This window comes from Gammaproteobacteria bacterium (assembly GCA_028817225.1).
Classification (GTDB): domain Bacteria; phylum Pseudomonadota; class Gammaproteobacteria; order Poriferisulfidales; family Oxydemutatoraceae; genus Oxydemutator.
This window is the reverse complement of sequence record JAPPQC010000058.1, coordinates 11,731-30,400: the sequence shown is the minus strand read 5'-3', so window position 1 is coordinate 30,400 and position 18,670 is coordinate 11,731. Positions and strand designations below refer to the sequence as shown.

General features: G+C 61.6%; 17 protein-coding genes and 2 tRNA genes. 11 read left to right on the top strand and 8 right to left on the bottom strand.

All coding sequences use genetic code 11. The features are described 5' to 3' along the window. Positions 1 to 12 precede the first annotated feature (12 nt). A complete protein-coding gene (locus OXU50_08360; GenBank protein ID MDD9869879.1) occupies positions 13 to 1,515 on the bottom strand; it encodes an L-lactate permease in 1,503 nt (500 codons plus the stop codon). Between the two features lie 83 nt (positions 1,516 to 1,598). Between OXU50_08360 and murJ the strand changes: the two genes are divergently transcribed. After that, positions 1,599 to 3,161, top strand: coding sequence for a murein biosynthesis integral membrane protein MurJ (gene murJ / locus OXU50_08355; GenBank protein MDD9869878.1), 1,563 nt, complete (start codon positions 1,599 to 1,601; stop codon positions 3,159 to 3,161). Positions 3,162 to 3,235: 74 nt separating this feature from the next. Here murJ and OXU50_08350 read toward each other — a convergent pair. The 4 genes from OXU50_08350 to OXU50_08335 form a co-directional block, all read right to left on the bottom strand. After that, positions 3,236 to 3,309: transfer RNA gene (locus tag OXU50_08350), tRNA-Arg, on the bottom strand. A 20-nt stretch (positions 3,310 to 3,329) separates the two neighbouring features. Then, a tRNA-Thr gene (locus tag OXU50_08345) sits at positions 3,330 to 3,405 on the bottom strand. Between the two features lie 21 nt (positions 3,406 to 3,426). Beyond that, positions 3,427 to 4,059, bottom strand: coding sequence for a 2-polyprenyl-3-methyl-6-methoxy-1,4-benzoquinone monooxygenase (gene coq7 / locus OXU50_08340; GenBank protein ID MDD9869877.1), 633 nt, complete (start codon positions 4,057 to 4,059; stop codon positions 3,427 to 3,429). After that, a complete protein-coding gene (locus tag OXU50_08335; GenBank protein MDD9869876.1) occupies positions 4,056 to 5,480 on the bottom strand; it encodes a (Fe-S)-binding protein in 1,425 nt (474 codons plus the stop codon). Before OXU50_08335 ends, coq7 begins: the two co-directional genes overlap by 4 nt. A gap of 258 nt (positions 5,481 to 5,738) precedes the next feature. On the opposite strand from OXU50_08335, the gene OXU50_08330 reads away from it, so the two are divergent. From OXU50_08330 to OXU50_08320, 3 genes are all read left to right on the top strand, one after another. Further along, positions 5,739 to 6,233 (top strand): asparaginase domain-containing protein, encoded by a 495-nt coding sequence (locus tag OXU50_08330; protein ID MDD9869875.1) that lies wholly within the window; start codon positions 5,739 to 5,741, stop codon positions 6,231 to 6,233. 130 nt (positions 6,234 to 6,363) lie between these two features. Continuing rightward, positions 6,364 to 6,783: an Hsp20/alpha crystallin family protein gene (locus tag OXU50_08325; GenBank protein ID MDD9869874.1), complete on the top strand. Its 420-nt coding sequence runs from the start codon at positions 6,364 to 6,366 to the stop codon at positions 6,781 to 6,783. 177 nt (positions 6,784 to 6,960) lie between these two features. Continuing rightward, entirely contained in the window at positions 6,961 to 8,349 is a 1,389-nt protein-coding gene (locus OXU50_08320; protein ID MDD9869873.1) for a DegQ family serine endoprotease, read from the top strand. A gap of 13 nt (positions 8,350 to 8,362) precedes the next feature. Here the strand turns inward: OXU50_08320 and moaD are convergent, their stop codons facing one another. Continuing rightward, positions 8,363 to 8,608: a molybdopterin converting factor subunit 1 gene (gene moaD, locus OXU50_08315; GenBank protein ID MDD9869872.1), complete on the bottom strand. Its 246-nt coding sequence runs from the start codon at positions 8,606 to 8,608 to the stop codon at positions 8,363 to 8,365. 19 nt (positions 8,609 to 8,627) lie between these two features. Here moaD and moaC point away from each other — a divergent pair, with 19 nt between their 5' ends. Further along, on the top strand, positions 8,628 to 9,122 hold the full coding sequence (moaC, locus tag OXU50_08310; protein ID MDD9869871.1) for a cyclic pyranopterin monophosphate synthase MoaC: 495 nt from the start codon (positions 8,628 to 8,630) through the stop codon (positions 9,120 to 9,122). Between the two features lie 79 nt (positions 9,123 to 9,201). Here the strand turns inward: moaC and OXU50_08305 are convergent, their stop codons facing one another. Both OXU50_08305 and OXU50_08300 read right to left on the bottom strand, forming a co-directional pair. Continuing rightward, positions 9,202 to 9,870, bottom strand: a complete 669-nt coding sequence (locus tag OXU50_08305) for an RloB family protein (protein ID MDD9869870.1) — start codon at positions 9,868 to 9,870, stop codon at positions 9,202 to 9,204. Positions 9,871 to 9,873: 3 nt separating this feature from the next. Further along, a complete protein-coding gene (locus tag OXU50_08300) occupies positions 9,874 to 11,211 on the bottom strand; it encodes an ATP-binding protein (protein MDD9869869.1) in 1,338 nt (445 codons plus the stop codon). 167 nt (positions 11,212 to 11,378) lie between these two features. On the opposite strand from OXU50_08300, the gene OXU50_08295 reads away from it, so the two are divergent. The 6 genes from OXU50_08295 (at position 11,379) to OXU50_08270 (ending at position 18,669) form a co-directional block, all read left to right on the top strand. Then, complete coding sequence (locus OXU50_08295; GenBank protein MDD9869868.1) at positions 11,379 to 12,815, top strand: AsmA family protein; 1,437 nt, start codon at positions 11,379 to 11,381, stop codon at positions 12,813 to 12,815. A gap of 177 nt (positions 12,816 to 12,992) precedes the next feature. After that, positions 12,993 to 14,246 (top strand): bifunctional phosphopantothenoylcysteine decarboxylase/phosphopantothenate--cysteine ligase CoaBC, encoded by a 1,254-nt coding sequence (gene coaBC / locus OXU50_08290; protein ID MDD9869867.1) that lies wholly within the window; start codon positions 12,993 to 12,995, stop codon positions 14,244 to 14,246. After that, positions 14,224 to 14,682 carry a dUTP diphosphatase gene (dut, locus tag OXU50_08285; GenBank protein ID MDD9869866.1) on the top strand — a complete coding sequence of 153 codons (459 nt, stop codon included), beginning with the start codon at positions 14,224 to 14,226 and terminating at the stop codon, positions 14,680 to 14,682. The genes coaBC and dut overlap by 23 nt, the downstream gene beginning before the upstream one ends. Positions 14,683 to 14,693: 11 nt before the next feature. Next, positions 14,694 to 16,085: a phosphomannomutase/phosphoglucomutase gene (locus OXU50_08280; protein ID MDD9869865.1), complete on the top strand. Its 1,392-nt coding sequence runs from the start codon at positions 14,694 to 14,696 to the stop codon at positions 16,083 to 16,085. Between the two features lie 34 nt (positions 16,086 to 16,119). Then, on the top strand, positions 16,120 to 16,950 hold the full coding sequence (gene argB / locus OXU50_08275) for an acetylglutamate kinase (protein MDD9869864.1): 831 nt from the start codon (positions 16,120 to 16,122) through the stop codon (positions 16,948 to 16,950). Beyond that, positions 16,951 to 18,669 (top strand): tetratricopeptide repeat protein, encoded by a 1,719-nt coding sequence (locus OXU50_08270; GenBank protein MDD9869863.1) that lies wholly within the window; start codon positions 16,951 to 16,953, stop codon positions 18,667 to 18,669. Position 18,670: the final 1 nt, after the last annotated feature.

Below are 18,670 nucleotides of genomic sequence, written 5' to 3'. Positions count from 1 at the left end.
CCAATCCCGCAATCACCCAACCACCCCCCAAAACCCCACAACCAGCGCCGCATAAATCAACGGCGCACACAACAGTGCACGCCGAATCAGCCACGCTTGACGCGCCCGCACATCATCCCCGCTGCCGCCCCGCCCATCACCCCGCCCACTGCCAGCAGCAATCGACAACGCCAGCAAAACAACCGGCAACGACAAAAACACCGCATGGCCCGCGCTGCTGTTTTGCAACGCAGCAAACGCAATCGCGTGTTCAAAATGCCGTCCCGTGTCGCTTTGCAGCGCCATGAAAAGCGCGTTGCCGCCGATGTTGGAACCGGTCGCATAGCCGCTTAACATGCCGAGCAGCGGCGCGATGAAGGTCATCTCCTGCACGCTCAGCGCGACCATCCGCGAGGCCAGGTCTTCAAAGATGCCGCTGGCGCGGTGGAGTTGCGCGAACACCAGAAACAGCATGGTGGCGGTCACCGGATACACCGCGCGCCGGATTCCGTCGCGCAGCGCGCCGGAGTGGTTGCGCCAGGTTCCGGAGCACGCGCACATCAGCACGATGGTGAGGAAAATAAACACCCCCGGACTGGCGAACACAAACAGTTTCACATTGCCGCTCTGAAAACCGGGCAGGTTTTGCAGCGCATCATGCACCGGCGCAATCCGCGACAGGCCGATGAGCGCGATAAGCGTCAGATAAGGCGCGAACAAACGCAGCAGCGCGGGACGGGCCGACAGAAAAGCCGACAACAAGCCCGGCCCGCGGCGCAGAAACTCGGCCAGCAGCATCAGCGCGGCGGTGGTCAGCCCGGCATACACGCCGGCCAGTTCCGCGGCGGCGTGCGTGTTGTAGAACACCAGGCAGCACGACAGCAGCAGTCCGGCAAGCAGCGGCCAGGCCAGCACGCGCCACTGGTCGCCGGGTTCGCGGCAGACGGCGAAAATCAGCAGCCCGATAACCGGAAACACCGCAAAACTGGTCAGGCTGGTTGTGAAGGCCAACTGCGAAAACGGCGTGCCGGACAGTTGCGCGCCAACCTGGGTGGCGAGCGCAAGCGTGCCCCACGGCATGATGTTCATGCTCAGCAGCGACAGCAGCAGCGCCTTGTTCATGCTGAAGAGTTGCACCAGAACCGGCACGGTGAAAAACAGCGACACCCCGAACCCGGTCATGGACTCAAGCGCCGGGGCGACGCCGAGCACAATCATTGAGGCCATTTTCATGCGCGACAGCGGAATGGTCTCGATGCGCGCGCCGATGGCGGCGATAACGCCGGATGCCTGCAACAGGGCGTTCAACATCTGCCCCGGCACCACAACCAGCGCCACCGAAAGCGTCAGGATGAGAACGACGGGCAGGTCGGCGGAAAGCAGCGCGCCGGTGTCAAGCGCGAACCGCGCATCATGGAAAACAACCGCCAGCACCGCCGCGCCGCCGGCAATGGGGCTTGCCACCGCGCCTCTTTTCAGCAGCAGGGCGGCCATCAGCACAATCAGCGGAAGCGCGGAAATCAGTATGCCGTTCATTGCAATCAACCTGTGGATAAGGTTATCGTACAGTACCGGCGCGGGTGCAGAACATTCCCCCGCAATCTGGTTAAATACCCGCCATGACCGCCCCCACCCTCTTCAAATCCAGCGCCGTTTTCAGCGCCATCACCTTTCTGTCGCGCATTCTCGGTTATGTGCGCGACGCCGCCATCTTCATCGCCTTCGGCGCCGGCGGCGCCACCGACGCCTTTCTCGTCGCCTTCCGCCTGCCCAACTTTCTGCGCCGCCTGTTCGGCGAAGGCGCGCTGTCGCAGGCGTTTGTGCCGGTCTTTCAGGAATACAGAACGCGGCGCGGCGCAGGCGAAGCGCACCAACTCGCCGACCGCGTCGCCGGCACGCTTGCCGCGTTGCTGCTCGGCGTCACCGCCGTCGGCGTGCTGCTGGCGCCGGTGCTGATTTTTATTTTCGCGCCCGGCTTCGTCGGCGAGAACGACCGCTTCAATATGGCGTCGCAACTGTTGCGCATCACCTTCCCGTATTTGCTGTTCATCTCGCTGACGGCGCTGGCGTCGGGCATTCTCAACAGTTACGGGCGTTTCGGCGCGCCCGCGTTCACGCCGGTGCTGCTGAACCTGTCCATGATTGCGGCGGCGCTGTGGCTCGCGCCGCTGATGGAACAGCCCATCACGGCGCTGGCCTGGGGCGTGCTGTTCGGCGGCGTTGTTCAACTGGCGTTTCAACTGGCGTGGCTCAAGCGCATCGGCATCGTCGTGCGTCCGCGCCTCGGCTTCCGCCACCCCGGCGTGCGCCGCATCGCGCGGCTGATGACGCCGGCGGTGCTGAGCTCCGGCGTCATGCAAATCAACCTGCTGTTTGACACGCTGATCGCGTCGTTCCTGGTAACCGGCAGCATCAGTTGGCTGTATCTGTCCGACCGCTTCGTTGAGTTGCCGCTGGCGCTGTTCGGCATCGCCATCGGCACGGTGCTGCTGCCCGGCCTGTCAAAACACCACGCCGCCGCCGACCCCGACCGCTTCCGCGAAACCCTCGACTGGGGCGTGCGCGGCGTGCTGCTGCTGGCGCTGCCGTGCCTCGCCGGGCTGATGCTGCTGGCCGGCCCCATCCTGGTCTCGCTCATTCAATACCGCGAGTTCACGCTGCATGACACGCAGATGGCGCGCTTCAGCCTCATCGCCTACGCCGCCGGGCTGCCGGCGTTCATGCTGGTCAAGATACTGGCCGGCGGTTTCTACGCGCGCCAGCAGCCCGGACGCCCGATGCGCATCGCCGTCGCCGCAATGGTGACCAACATGGTGCTGAATGTGGTGTTCGTCGTCGCGTGGGAGTATTCCGAAACGCCGGCGTCGCACACCGCGCTCGCCATCGCCACCAGCGCCGCCGCCTACCTCAACGCGGCGCTGCTTTACCGCGCCCTGAAGCGCGACGAGGTGTACCGCATCCGCCGCCGCACCCGCCGCCTGTTGGCAAAAGTTGTCGCCGCAACGCTGGTGATGGGCGCCGTGCTGTTCGTGCTGATTCCGCCGCTCGCAGGCTGGGCCGACTGGACGGTGATTCGCCGCGCGCTGACGCTGACCGGCCTGGTCGCACTCGGCGCCGCAATCTACTGGCTGGTGCTGGCGGCGTTGCGGGTAAAACTGGCGGAGTTTGTGCGCGCGCGTTGATAGCGCGGCTGCCGGCGCCGCGCCGGGCGGCGTTCACGTCCGCCACTGACGGCGCGGTGTGCATTGAAAAGGTGCGCGCCCGGTAGGATTCGAACCCACGACTTCTGCCTCCGGAGGGCAGCGCTCTATCCAGCTGAGCTACGGGCGCATCGGCGGTGCCGGAAAAGATGGTGCCGGCGAGAGGATTCGAACCTCCGACCTACTATTTACGAAACAGTTGCTCTACCAACTGAGCTACACCGGCGCAACCGCGCACTGTACCTTATCACACCCACCAGGCGCCGGTTGTCATCACCTTGGCGCTGAGGCGCATGGCCCGGCGCGCGCATTCCGGCAGGTCGTCGGCGCCGGCGCGTTCGGCGTCGCGCGCGTGTTCGGCTTCGTCGCGCTTGATCTGTTCGATAATCGCCAGCGTCGGCTTGTCGTTGCCCGGCGCGCGTTCAAGGTGCGACTCCAGGTGCTCCACAACCTGCTCCTCGGTTTCCTTGACAAAGCCGAGATTCCACTTGTCGCCAAACAGCCCGGCGCCCATGCCGATGGCGAACGAACCGGCATACCAGAACGGCGCCAGCAGACTGGTGCGCCCGCCCAACTGTTCAATGCGGCGGCGGCACCAGTACAGGTGGTCGGCTTCCTCGTGCGCGTTTTTCAGCATCCGCTCGCGCATGTCGTCGCCGAGCGCAAAAAACGCCTGCCCGTGATACAGCCCCTGCGCCGCAATCTCGCCGGCGTGGTTGACGCGCATCAGCCGCACCGAGAGTTTTCGTTCCTCGTCGCTCAGCGCGACTTCCTCAACACCGTCGGCGGGATTGGCCCGCTCACTCGCAACAGCGGTGCCGGTCAGCGTGCGCAGCGTTTCGTCCAGGCCCTCAATCAGGCGGTCGAGCAGGCCGTTCATTGGTTGTTCTCCGTGTTCGCCGCACGCGCCAGTTGCCGGCGCAGCAGCGAGACCGGGTGCATCACCGAAACCGCCAGGCCCTTTGCGTGCAGGGCGCGGCGGAAGTGCATCGCGCAGCCGACATTGGTTGTCAGAAGTGTTTTCACATTCATTGCCTCCAATGCCCCTATTTTATCCGCAATCAGCCGCCCGCCCATGCCGGATTGCCGCAGCAGATGCAGCCCCGCGGCGCCGCAGCAGCCCGTGCGGTCGGGCAAATCCGCCAGATCCAGCCCCGGAATCCGCGCCAGCAGCGCCTTCGCCGCCGAAACCCGCCCGGACGCGCCAATCTGCGTGCACGGCATGTGCAACGCCACCGTCTGCGCCGCCGCCAACGGCGCAAAGGCAAGCCCTTGCAGGGCGTCTTGCCCGTTCTCGTGCAGAGAGTCCGGCGACGAAAGCGGGCCTTGCGCCGGAAGTTCACCTTGCGGTGCGTTTTGCCCGGCCTTGTGCAGAGAGTCTGATGACGAAAGCGGGCCTTGCGCCGGAAGTTCATCTTGCGGCGCTTGCTGCCCGTCTCCGCACAGAAAATCAAGAATGTCGAAATGCCGCCGTGATGCATCGCCGCCGTAGCCGCGCCATTGTGCGCCGCAGCCGCTGGCGCATGAGACAATCGGCGTCGTTCCTTCAAACGCTTTCAGGTTTTGTTCCCTGAAGCGTTGTGCGCGGCGCGGGTCGCCCGCGTGCTGGTCGAGTGCGCCGCAGCAGGTTCGTCCCTCCGGCAGACGCACAGCAAAGCCCGCCGCTTGCAGCAGTTGTTGTGCATCATTGAGTGTTACCTGGTCGGTTATCTCGGCAACACAACCGGTGAACAGCAGCACCTCGCCGCGCCCGCCGTCTTGCACATCGGCCTGCGGCGTGCGCTTGCGCGCCGGCGCTTGTGGCAGTTCGCCGCTGGCAAAGCCATGCCCATCATCCTGGCGTGTGTGCTCGTGTGTCGGCGTTTGCGGCAGCCTGCCGCCGTCAAGTTGGCGCGCACGCCCTGCCGCCTGCGGCAACATTGCGGTGTATTCAGGCAACACGGGCAGTTTCGCGCCGCCGCTGCGCTGCCACAGGTTGACAAGCACCGCGACAGTGCGGCGCAACAACGCATGGTCAAGCAGCCACCGCAACCACCACGGCGGCGCCGGCAGCGCCTTTTCCGCGCGCAGCAACTCTTTCGCGCCGTCAATCAAACCGGCGTAGGCAACCTCGGCAGGGCACGCGCGCTGGCAGCGCAGGCAGTGCAGGCACTGGTCCAGATGCGTTGTCAGCACCGCGTCGGCGCGCAGTTGGTTTTGCGCCAGCGCCGCCATCAACGACAGCCGCCCGCGCGGCGAATCAGCCTCGTTGCGCGTCGCCAGATAAGTCGGACAATGCGGCAGGCACAAGCCACACTTCACACAACGATCCACACCCGCGATGAGACGCTCCCGCAGTAATACCTTGCCATCATCAGCGGTAGTGGTATGCTCAGTGTTAGCGGGCACGCCCGCTACCGGGCGTGCCCGCAGAGCATCGGTATGCTCAGTGTTAGCGACCACGCCCGCCACCGGGCGTGGTCGCAGAGCATCGATATGCTCGGTGTCAGCGGCCACGCCCGCTACCGGGCGTGGCCGCAAAGCTTGTTGTTCAGGCGCCATGACCATATTCCCCGACCGATGAAAATCATCATACTCGCCACCGGCGGCACTTTCGACAAAATTTATTACGACGCGCTCAGCGACTACCGCATCGGCGAGCCGCAGGCCGGCGCGATGCTGGAGATGGCGCGCGTTTCCTTCGATTACGCGGTGGAGGCCGTTGTCAGCAAGGACAGCCTTGACATGGACGACGCCGACCGCCAACTGCTGCGCCGCCGCATCGAGAACGACGACAGCCACCGCCATTTCGTCATCACCCACGGCACCGACACGATGGCCGACACCGCCGCCGCGCTGCGCGGCATCGCCGGCAAGACCGTTGTGCTGACGGGCGCCGCGTCGCCCGCGCGTTTTCGCGACAGCGACGCCGTGTTCAACACCGGCTTCGCGCTGGCCGCCGTGCAACTGCTGGCGCCGGGCGTTTATGTGGCGATGAACGGCGTCGTGTTCGAGGCCGGCAAGGTCGACAAAAACCCCGCCACCGGCTATTTCGAGGCGCACCCCGCCCCTTGAAATCCTGCGCGCCGCCCCTAAATATGAGGTAACAACGGAGGACAAGATGTTCAAGGTTTGCGACAGCGCGTCTTCCAAAGCGATGACCGGCGCCTTCGGGCTGGCCGGAATGACAAGGAGGTAAAACACCATGTATCTGACACACTACGACCCGTTTTTCGACGGCATGAGGCGGCTGTTTGGGGCCACCCTGGCCGGTTCGGAAGACAAAACACAGTGGATTACGCCGCCGGTGGATGTGCATGAAGACGACCAGTCGTGGACGTTTCTGCTTGATCTGCCGGGCGTGAAGCCGGGCGATATTGATGTGCATGTTGATGACGGCGAACTCGTCGTCAACGCCGGCCATTCCGCGGAGCACCGCGATGACAGGGAAGGCAAGTACATCCACATCGAGCGCGCCGGCGGCGCCTACCAGCGGCGCTTCACGCTGCCCGGAACGGCGGACGCCGAAAGCATCTCGGCCAAAAGCGAGGACGGTGTGCTTAGCATCGTCGTCGCCAAGAAAGAGGAAGTCCAGCCGAAGAAAATCGCGGTGGATGTGTCCTGACACAAAGTCCTGACACACCGCAACGGGCAACGCCGCGCCCGCGCCCGCCGGATGGCGGGTTGCCGGGCGCGGCGATTTTTTTCTGTTCACAATATCTGCGGGTACAATGTTTCCGATGAACCGCCTGAAAGACGAAACGCCGCGCCAGAAAAGCGGCCTGCCTGCGTTGCGGGTACAATGTTTCCGATGAACCGCCTGAAAGCCATCGCCGCCGGTCTGTTGCCGGCCATCGTGTTTTTGCTGCCGGTTGCGGCGCCGGGCGCCGACGGCTTCCCGCGCGTCAACGGCATACCGACGCTGGCGCCGGTGCTGAAGAAGGTGATTCCGGCGGTCGTCAACATCTCCACCGAGAAAACGGTGCTGGTGCGGCGGCGCGGTTTTCCGTTTCAGAACGACCCGTTTTTCCGGCGTTTCTTTGATGGCGCGCCGGGCGGGCGCGACGGCGACACGCGCGAGCAGCGGCGCAGCGGCATCGGCTCCGGCGTGATTATTGACGCCGACGAAGGCTATGTGATTACCAACAACCATGTGATTGACGGCGCCGACGATGTGTATGTAACGCTCGGCGACGGCAGGCGGTTTGAGGCCGAGGTGGTCGGCACCGACCCTGAAACCGATGTCGCCGTCATCCGCATCGAGGCCGACGACCTGGTCGAGATTCCGCTGGGCGATTCCGAGAACCTGCAAGTCGGCGATTTCGCCGTCGCCATCGGCAACCCGTTCCGCCTCGGCCAGACCGTTACGCTCGGCATCATCAGCGCGCTGGGGCGCAGCGGGCTGGGCATCGAGTCGTATGAAGACTTCATCCAGACCGACGCCTCCATCAACCCGGGCAATTCCGGCGGCGCGCTGATCAACATGAAAGGCGAACTGGTCGGCATCAACACCGCCATCATCGGCCCCAACGCCAACATCGGCATCGGTTTTGCGATACCGGTCAACATGGCGATGAATGTCACCGGGCAGTTGATCAAGCACGGCGAAGTGCGGCGCGGGCGCCTCGGCGTTGTCGTTCAGCCGCTGACGGCGGACCTCGCGCAGGCGTTCGGCCTGGACAGCAGGAAAGGCGCCGTCATTGTCGAGGTCGAGCCGGAATCACCCGCCGACGAAGCCGGGCTGATGCCGGGTGATGTCGTGCTGTCGGTGGACGACGAGCCGATAGACAGCAGCGCCAACATGCGGAATTACATCGGCCTGCTGCGCGTCGGCTCCAAGGTGAAACTTGACATCCTGCGCGACGGGCGCGAGAAAACGCTGACCGCCGTCATCGTCGCGCGCAAACTGGTGGCGACCGAAGGCGGGCGCATAGACCGGCGTCTCGGCGGCGCAAAACTGGTGGTGCAGGAAGAAACCGAAACCGCGCGCGCCGGCGTGCTGATCAAGGAAGTCGCGCAGGGCAGCCCGGCGCGGCGCAACGGCTTGCGTTCAGGCGATTTGATCTTGTCGGTCAACCGCCGCCGCGTAAAGAACATCGAACAAATCCGCGACCTGGTGGAAAAAGGCCGCCCCATCCTGCTGAACATGCTGCGCGGCAAACGCGCCATGTTCCTGGCGCTGCGGCCCTGATTGCGGCGCGCGTTCAGCCGCCTGTAACCGGCGGAAAGAAGGCAACTTCATCACCGTCTTTCAGCGCCTGCCCGTCATCCGCGTATTCATAATTGACCGCGCACCGCGCGCGCTCAAGCGCGTCGCCGTCCACATCGCCGCGCTGCGCCAGCGCCGCGCGCAAATCGCCGACGCTGCCGATGCCGGCGGCCTCCACCGAATCCCCGTCGCGGCCAATGTTCTCGCGCAATGACGCAAAATATTTCACGATAATCGCCATGCTGTTATTATGCCCGCTGATGGCCGACTTTACACATTTCAACCGGCGCGGCGAGGCGCGGATGGTGGATGTCGGCGGCAAAGACACCACGCACCGCACCGCCGTCGCCGAGGGCCGCATCCTGCTGTCGCAGGAGACGCTGGACGGCATCGTCGCCGGCGGCTACCGCAAGGGCGATGTGCTGGGCGCCGCGCGCCTCGCCGCCATCATGGCCGCCAAGAAAACCGCCGACCTGGTGCCGCTGTGCCACCCGCTGCCGCTGTCCGCCGTCACCGTTGACTTCGAGCACACCACCGAACCGCCCTCCATCACCTGCCGCGCCCGCGCCGAAACCCGCGCCCGGACCGGCGTTGAAATGGAAGCCCTAACCGCCGTGCAAATCGCGCTGCTGACCATCTACGACATGTGCAAATCCGCCGACCGCGCCATGACCATCACCAACATCCGCCTCCTCGAAAAAACCGGAGGCCGCTCCGGTGCCTGGCGCCGCGAAGAACAAACGGATTCCGGCTAACGCCGCAGAAATATCCATCCCGCCCAACAGCCGGCACCGGATACCGCGAAGGGCAAACGGCTTCTGGCGGCGGTTGGATTCAGGTCAGAGGCCTTTTATCTTTTATATTCTGCAAGCATTCCACAAGTTCATGCACTCTTGTGGATGGGTTGTCTGTGCCGGTGTTTTCAGCAGCGGTGAGGGACTTATCCGCATTTTTCTTTGCCTGTTCCAGTCTGCCCTTGAATTTCTCAAAAATGTTCTTGTCGTTTTTTTTGTAATCCTTGAAATGCTTTTTCAAATCCAGAGTAACCATCTCTCCCGCACTTTTGTTTCCGGTTTTTTGGTACGGCCTTGTCGTGTATCTGTAATGCAGCAATAGCCAGTATTCAAAGGCGGGAACCGAGGCAACGGCTGCCCACCAGAGAGTGTTGCTCTTCCGTGCCGAACTTTTCTTCTCCAAAATGCGTACGGCTTTGTCGTAGTCGGCATGTTCTTCCTTGTCAAACACGCAGAAAATCTCGTCAAAAGGGTTGCCAATATCCAGCTCTTCTTGATGAAGTTTTTCCGCACGCTTGACAATCCTTGTCGGAGTGGCTCCTTCCCCGACAATCTCGATGTTGGCGCTTCTTAATCTGAGATGATTTCTGAGTCCGGCAAAGTAATAGCGTTCAGTTTTTTCGCCCTCACAGACAACAAGGACTCTCGGATAGAGGGCCTTGTTGCCGTCCCTGCGGGCCGGGGATGTATTTTTGGCCTTTCTGCCCATCCGCTATATTTGCGGTGATTCCGCGATATAGGGCACTGCTCCGTAACGACCGGACAGATAGGCTGCTTCCAGATTGGTAACACCTTTGCGCGGACTGAAATCAGTCAAGGGGTACAGCACCGTCGCTTGCCCCCTGTCCTTTTCACAAAACCAGATTTGGTCACGGCGCAGGACCTTCTGATTCAGCATAGAGGTTTCATGGGTTGTGAAAATCAGTTGGGCATGGCCGGTGTTTGTCTCTTTATTGTTGAACAAACCCACAAGAAATTTCACCAAATCGGGGTGCAGGTTGTCGTGCAATTCATCAATACAGACCACATAGCCTTTTTTTAGGCTTTCAAGAAACGGGCCTGCGAGTGCGAAGATTTTCCGCGTTCCATCGGACTCCTCGTATCCAATGTCAAACTCAATGCCCTGACCGCTCGAATCCTTGTGAACGGTTTTTATCTCGTACTCTTTTTCTATAATGACTTCACCTATCCTGCGATATCTCTTTCTCTCCATTATCTCGGCAACTTCGTTTTTCAATGTGTGGGGCATACCACCATAAGGCAACGTTTTTTTCAGGATGCTGGCCATACCACCATAAGGCGACGGCCCCAAATCCCGGGAAGCCTCTTTTACATGTATATCGTCAATTCCCAAGTCCGCTTTTTTCAGGAAGTCGAGTATCCTGTTTTTGTCACCTGTTTCGCAAAGGGAAGTGCTGAAAGCCGGCGACCATTCGCCAATGCCGGCAAGACGCAAAGTGTCTCTAAACCAGTCATAAACGGGCTGCAACTGTTTGCTGTTGAGTTGTACCGCCGTGGAAAGAAACAGGGCATTGTCACGGGTTGATTTTTGCCAGAGTTTCTTTTCGCCTTTCAGTGAAGGCCCGAACTCCCATTGGTATTCACCTTTCTCCCGGGTGCGGCTGAACCAGCGCTGGGCGCGTTTTTCAGGGAAGGCAAAGAGCCATTCATCTGCGATATATACTTCCGTCGCTGAAAAACCATACTGGTAGCGGATGCCGCCTGATACAAAGAAAACTTCAAATGTTGAGGGTTTGGCGAGTGATTTGGCATCCAGTTTGAACGGCTCTATCGGAAGATCATCCCCGCGCCCTTTCTCAAGAGAGGACTCCGTCACAATCCGTTTCATCCTCAAAAGAGCGAGAAGCAAATTGGTTTTACCCGATGCATTGGGGCCATAAATTGCCGATGAGGGCAATAACTTGACATTGGGAATACCGCTTTCAAGGGTACCGGAATCAGCCAACTCCCTGTTTTTGGACGCCACCAGGCTCAGGGTCTGCTCGTCCTTGACAGACCGGTAGTTGGCGACCTTGAATTCTATTAGCATGGTTCTTGCCTCATTTCAGGTGGAATTATGACATATTTTGTCGCAATCGCCCATATAACACGGGTGACCATCTGGTTTAATGGCAATTATTGACATACAGGCCGCCAATAGTCAAGTCAGGGCGGGCATGGGTTTTGGTCTAAACTAACGGCGGGAAATCTCGTCTGATGGCCAAATTGCTGAAAAAACTGCTGGTGGCGGTGCTGGTGTTGGGGGTGCTCGTGGTGGGCGCGGGGGCGGTGTTTGTGTCGGTGTTTGATGCGAATGATTACAAGGCCGAGGTTTCGGATTATGTCGCCGGCCAGACCGGGCGCGCGTTCCGGATTGGCGGCGACATGGAGTTGTCGCTTTGGCCGGACATCGGGTTTGCGATTGGCGGCGTTGAGATGCCCGATGCGCGCGGGTTTGGCAAGCGGCCTTTTCTGAAAGTGGACGAGGCGCGGGTGATTGTCCGGCTGCTGCCGCTGTTGTCGGGCGAAGTGCAGGTGGCGGGTGTGGCGCTGAAGGGCGCACATCTGAAACTGGTGCAAAACCGCAGCGGTGTTGGCAACTGGGAAGACCTTGTGGGGCGGTCGCGTGCCACCGGCAGTGGCCGGGAGATGTCTGCGAGTGGCAGGAACAGAGCCGGGGAGACGCCCGCGCGTGCCGGCGGCGGCAGCAATGGTGCCGACGGCACTGGCGACAGCGGCAGCAATCGCACCGGTGGCAATGGCAGCGGCAGCGGCAACGATGGCAGCAGCGGCGCGCTGCTATTAGGGGCGCTTGGGCGGGTTGAACTGGAGGATGTGTCGGTTGCGTGGAAGGACGAACGCAACGGCGATGCGTGGCGTTTGCAAGTGCGCCGCTTTGAGACCGATGTGTCTTCCGACTTTGAGACGCGCGTGCAACTGGAAGACCTGGCCGCCGAGTTTGATGTGGACGGCAACATGAAAGGCGTTACCGACGGCGTTCATCTGCGCGGCGTTACGCTGAACACCGACCGGTTTTCTACAGCCATCGGCGGCGACGGCGATGTGCGGCGTTCGCTGAGCGGCGACATCACGCTGGCGCTGCAAGACGGGCGGTTTGTCGGCGCCGGCGGCAGCGCGTTTCTGAAGACCGCCGAGACCGTCGCCGCATTCCTGCAAAACCGCGCGCCCGCCGTCAGCGGCGATGCGCTGGTGATTGAGTCGGTGCGCGCGACGCTGGCGCTGGAAAACGGCGTCGGGCGCAACGCCGACCTGTCCGCCAAACTGCCGCTGTTCAACGCCACCGGCGAGGGCCAACTGGACTTTGCGCGCATGACCGCCGACTACACGCTGCATCTGCAACTGAAAGGCGGCGACCGGCGCATTCCCGTCCGCATCACCGGGCCTCTCGACAATCTGGATTACGACATCCCCGTGCCCGACTTTGTCCGCAAGATACAAGAACTCACTGAACGCGCCAAAGACAAAATAGAGAAGGAACTCGGCAGAGCCAGGGAGAGGGTGGACAGGGCCAAGGAGAAAGTGGACAAGGAACTGGAGCGGGCCAGGGAGAAAATCAAGAAACTGGAAGAGACCGGCGAGAAGGCACAGGAACTGCTCGACAAAGTCCGCGACAAACTGAAACTGCCTTTCTGATTTGAAACCAGGCCCCTGACTGGATAAACTGTTCACTATGGCTACCCCGCCACAAAACCCGTCGCGCCTGAACCGCCGCCAGCAGGCTTGGTCCGCCCGCATATCCGCCTCACGGCAAACCCCGCCGCGCCCGAACCGCCGCCAACAAACCCGGCCTGCAACACTGTCGCTGCCCGTATGACCACCCCCCAACAACCCCCGCAACGCCGTAACATCCTGCTCGGCGTTACCGGCAGCATTGCCGCCTATAAAAGCGCCACGCTGATACGCGAATTGCGCCGCGCGAACTGCGATGTGCGCGTTGTGATGACCGCATCCGCGCGCGCCTTCATCACCGAACTGACGCTGCAAAGCCTTGCCGGCAGGCCGGTGGAAAGCGACGCCTTCAGCGACGCCGACGGCGGCGGCATGAAGCACATTGACCTCGCGCAATGGGCCGACCTGGTGTTGATTGCGCCGGCCAGCGCCAACGCGCTGGCGAAACTCGCGCACGGCATTGCCGACGATTTGCTGTCCATGGTCTGCCTGGCGGCACGCGGGCCGGTGGCGGTTGCGCCGGCGATGAACCGGCAGATGTGGGAACACGCCGCCACCCGCGCCAACACCGCCGCGCTGCGCGAACGCGGCGTGCTGGTGTGGGGGCCTGCCAGCGGCGACCAGGCCTGCGGCGACCTCGGCGAAGGCCGCATGATCGAGCCGCACGAGATTACGCGGCATGTGCAGGTGCTGCTCGGCGAACGCGCGCTGCGCGGGCGCAAGGCCGTCATCACCGCCGGGCCGACGCGCGAGGCGATTGACCCGGTGCGCTGTCTGACCAACCACAGTTCCGGGCGCATGGGCTTTGCGATGGCGCAGGCGGCGCGCGACATGGGCGCCGATGTGGTGCTCGTCGCCGGCCCGGTGTCGCTGCCGACGCCCGCCGCGGTGGCGCGCGTGGATGTGGTGTCGGCGCATGACATGGCCGCCGCGGTGCGGCGCGAACTGCAAGACGCCGACCTGTTCATCGCCTGCGCCGCCGTCAGCGACTTTCGCCCGGCGCAGACGCAGCCGCGCAAGATAAAGAAAGCCGCCGCACCGGAAACGCTGGCGCTGGCCGCCACCGAAGACATCCTGGAAACCGCAAGCCGGCGCCATCCGGGGCTGTTTCTGGTCGGTTTTGCCGCCGAGACCCACGCGCTTGAGGCCAACGCCAAGGCCAAACTGCTGCAAAAGAAACTCGACATCATCGTCGCCAACCGCGTCGGCGACGGCGCGCCCTACGGCTTTGACAGCGACCAAAACGAAGTGGATGTGTACTGGCGCGGCGGCGGCGCCCGGCATTTCGGCCCCTGTTCCAAAACCGAACTGGCGGCGCAACTGATGGAATGCGTGGCCGAACAATGCCAACGCCGGCACAACGCGCAGGCGCGTGAACAAGGCCGTACAGGTTAAGATTCTGGACCCGCGTGTCGGGCGCGACTTTCCGCTGCCGGAATACGCGACGGAAGGCGCCGCCGGCGTGGACCTTCGCGCCTGCATAGACGCGCAGATGACGCTCGCCGCCGGCGCCGTGGAATTGATTCCCACCGGCATCGCCATCCACATCGCCGACCCGCAATACGCCGCCGTTATCCTGCCGCGTTCGGGGCTGGGGCACAAGCACGGCGTGGTGCTCGGCAACCTCGTCGGCCTGATTGATTCCGACTACCAGGGGCAGTTGATGGTGTCGTGCTGGAACCGCGGCGCGCGCACCTACCGCATCGAGCCGGGCGAGCGCATCGCGCAGATGGTGTTTGTGCCGACGGCGCGCATCGCCTTTGAGGTGGTGGGCGACTTTGAACAAAGCGCGCGCGGCAACGGCGGCTTCGGGCATTCGGGCAGGCGCTGACGCGCGCCGCCATGAACATGCATTGCAGCGGCGACATCTTCCGCGCCTACGATGTGCGCGGCATTGTCGGCAAGCAACTGGGCGACAGCACGATGCGCGCCATTGGCCGCGCCGTGGCGACGCTCTACCCCGGCCTGCCCGCCGTCGCCGTCGGCTATGACGGGCGGCTGTCGAGCGAACACCTGGCCGCCGCGCTGTGCACCGGCCTGCGCGCGTCGGGCGCCGATGTGGTCGAGATTGGCCAGGCGCCGACGCCGCTGCTGTATTTCGCCGCGCACGAACTGTGCGAAGGCTCCGGCCTGATGGTTACCGGCAGCCACAACCCGCCCGAATACAACGGCGTAAAGATGATGATCGGCGGCCACACGCTGGCGGGCGACGACATTCAGCAAGTCCGCGCCGCCATTGAGGGCGGGCGCTTTGAAGGCGGCGAAGGCGGCGCGCAGCGCTGCGAAGTGCTTTCACATTATGTCGCGCGCATGGCCGACGATGTGCGCCCGGCGCGGCGCCTTCGCATTGCGGTGGACAGCGGCAACGGCGCCGCCGGGCCTGCGGCAAAGGCGCTGTTTTCACGCATGGACTGCGAACTCACCTGTTTGTATTGCGATGTGGACGGGCGCTTTCCGAACCACCACCCGAACCCCAGCGTGGCCGCCAACCTGGCCGCGTTGCAGCGCCGGGTGCGCGACGACGGGCTGGACATCGGCTTTGCCTTTGACGGCGACGGCGACCGCCTGGGCGTGGTGGACGAGCGCGGCGAGATTATCTGGCCCGACCGGCAGATGATGGTGTATGCGCGCGACCTGCTGCGCCGCAACCCCGGCGCCGCGGTGATTTACGATGTGAAGTCGTCGCGCCACCTGCCGCAGATTGTGGAGCAGTGCGGCGGCAGGGCGTATATGAGCCGCACCGGGCATTCGTTCATCAAGTCCATGCTGCGGGAGAAAAACGCGCTGCTGGCCGGCGAGATGAGCGGCCACATCTTCTTCCGCGACCGCTGGTACGGCTTTGACGACGGCCTCTACGCCGCCGCGCGCATGATGGAGATTGTCGCCGCCGACGGGCGCCGGTGCAGCGAGATATTCGGCGACCTGCCGCAGGCGTTCGGCACGCCGGAGATCAACATTCATTTTGAGCGCGAGGGGCGCCAGCACGACTTCATGCGGCGTTTTGCGCGCAGCACGCCGCGCCTTGCCGGCGCCGGCGCCGGCGGGCGCGTGGACCTGACCGACGGCGTGCGCGTGGAGTTTGACGACGGCTGGGGGCTGGTGCGGGCTTCCAACACAACGCCGTGCCTGGTGGCGCGCTTTGAGGCCGAGAGCGAACAGCGGCTGCACGAATTGCAGCAACTGTTTCGCGCCGAGTTGCTGCGGGTGGAACCGGCGCTGGACATTCCGTTTTAGCGGGCGCGGGCGGATGAAGCAACCGGGACAAAGGGTGCGGATACTGAGCGAGGCGCTGCCCTACATTCAGCGCTTTCGCGACAGCATCATCGTTATCAAATACGGCGGCAGCGCGATGACCGACGACAAACTGCGCCACGGCTTTGCGCGCGATGTGACGCTGCTGAAAGCGGTGGGCATGAACCCGGTGATTGTGCACGGCGGCGGCCCGCGCATCTCGCAAAACCTGGAGCGCGCCGGCGTTGAGACGCGCTTTGTGGACGGCATGCGCGTGACCGACGCCGCGGCGATGCGCGTGGTGGCCGAGACGCTGGCCGAGGTGAACCGCGGCATTGTGGAATCCATCGTCTCGCACGGCGGCGACGCCAAGGGCTTCAGCGGCAGCGACGGCGACGATGTGATTGTGGCGCGCAAACTGGCGCACGCCGGCGGCGAAGACCTGGGCCAGGTGGGCGAGGTGGCGGCGGTGAGTTACCGCCTGGCGAACTTCGCGCACCGCCAGTCCGCCGTGCCGGTGGTGGCGCCCGTCGGCGCCGGCAAGGACGGGCTGGCCTACAACATCAACGCCGACCTGGCCGCGACCGGCATCGCCACCTACCTGAAGGCGGAGAAGTTTATCCTGCTGACAAACACCGTCGGCCTGCTGGACACCGACGGCACGCTGGTTTCAGAAACCACCTGGAGCCAAGTCGCCAAACTGGTGAAGCAGGGCGTGATACATGGGGGCATGCTGCCGAAGGTGACTTGTGCTTTTGACAGTGTGAAGAACGGGGTGCGTTCGGCGCATATTATTGATGGGAGGGTGGAACATGCGTTGCTGCTGGAGTTGCTTACGGATGAGGGGGTGGGGACTATGATACGGTAGGTGGCCGTTGGGGTTTGTGATATGCATGAATGGATAGCTAAAACTTTATTAGGCAAAGTGCTTGGTGCGTTATGGGACCGAGTATCCCCGTTTTTGCACCAAAAATTTCCGCGTTTGAGTCCAGTACTTTCGTTTTTGGACCAAGCATTTCATCGCAAACAAAATATTTCCCTTGATGTAAATGAGCTCGTTGAAAAATATGTCCAAGCATCGCGTCAGCTTGGCAGGACAGAGGCCCAGCTTGGTAGGGCAGAGTCTGAAATTGCTGAGCTGCGAAAGAAAATCGCTGGAGTCGAGGTTGAAAACGCTGAGCGGCAGAAGGCACTTGCTGAAGCCATTACCGATTTGCATCAACGCTCTCGCACGGCTGACAATCCTGCGCTTTTTGACAAAGCGCTGGCGGAATTGGCAGAAGGCCGTGCCGAAGCCGCTGAAGCATTATTCCAGGACATTCTTGATGAGTGTCGGGCGCAAGGGGAGGCAGCCTTGCGCGAAGCTGCCCGCGCTGCCTGTCACATAGGCGCCATCGCTTTCTATCATGACACACAAAAGGCAATAGGTGCTTATAAGGATGCTATCAGCCTTGATCCTGATAACGCGGAAGCCTGGAACCGCTTGGGCCATTTGCTGTATCGCGTTGGTGAGATGAAACAATCTGAATCTGCTTACCAGAAATTGCTTCAATTGGGCATTAACAATAATGATAGTGAACTTCAATCTATTGCTTTGGGTAATCTCGGGACTGTGTTTCTTGCTTATGGTGGTTTAAATCAGGCAGAGGAGATGCTCCAAGAAGCGTTGGTAATCCACAGGAAATTGGGGAACAAGAAGGGCATGGCAGATAACTACGGAAATCTCGCGAGTGTGTTGCAAATTCGGGGCGATTTGAGTGGGGCAGAGAAAATGTATCGTAAATCATTGGCACTTAATGAAGAGCTGGGGCACAAGGGGGGCATGGCAAATAGTTACGGCAATCTCGGGATTGTGTTCCAAATCCGGGGTGATTTGGGTGAGGCGAAGAAAATGCATCGCAAATCATTGGCGTTTAACAAAAAGTTGGGCCGCGAGGAGGGTATGGCAAATGACTACGGCAATCTCGGGACTGTGTTTAAAATCCGGGGTGATTTGAAACAGGCGAAGAAAATGCATAGTAAATCGTTGAAGACTTATACAAAGTTGGGTCACAAGAGAGGTGTGGCAAATTGCTACAGCAGTCTTGGAAATTTGTTCCAAGAGTGGGACAATTTAGACCGGGCAGAAGAGATGTATCATAAATCCTTGTTACTTCATGAAGAGCTGGGAAACAAGGAGGGTATATCGGCCAACTACGGTAGCCTTGGAAATATATTTTTGCAGCAGTATAACTTTGTACAAGCAGAAGAAATGTATCGCGAGGCACTGAAGATTAGTAAAGAATTAGAGGACAAGCAGATTATGGCCAACGTTTACGGCAACTTGGGCGTTATGTTCCGCGTTCAGGGCAATCTGACTAAGGCAAGGGAGATGTTTCATAAATCGTTGGAGATTGACAGAGAGTTGGGCCTTAAGAGAGGTGTGGCAACGTGTTACAAAAATCTCGGGGATGTATCTCTAGCCGAAGGTAATACAGCGGAAGCTTGTGAGTTGTGGAGGAAGTCGTGCAATCTCTTTGCAAAGATTGGCATGGCCCGCGAAGTGGAAAAGGTAGAACGAATAATGAAAGAAGCCGGGTGCGTTTAGC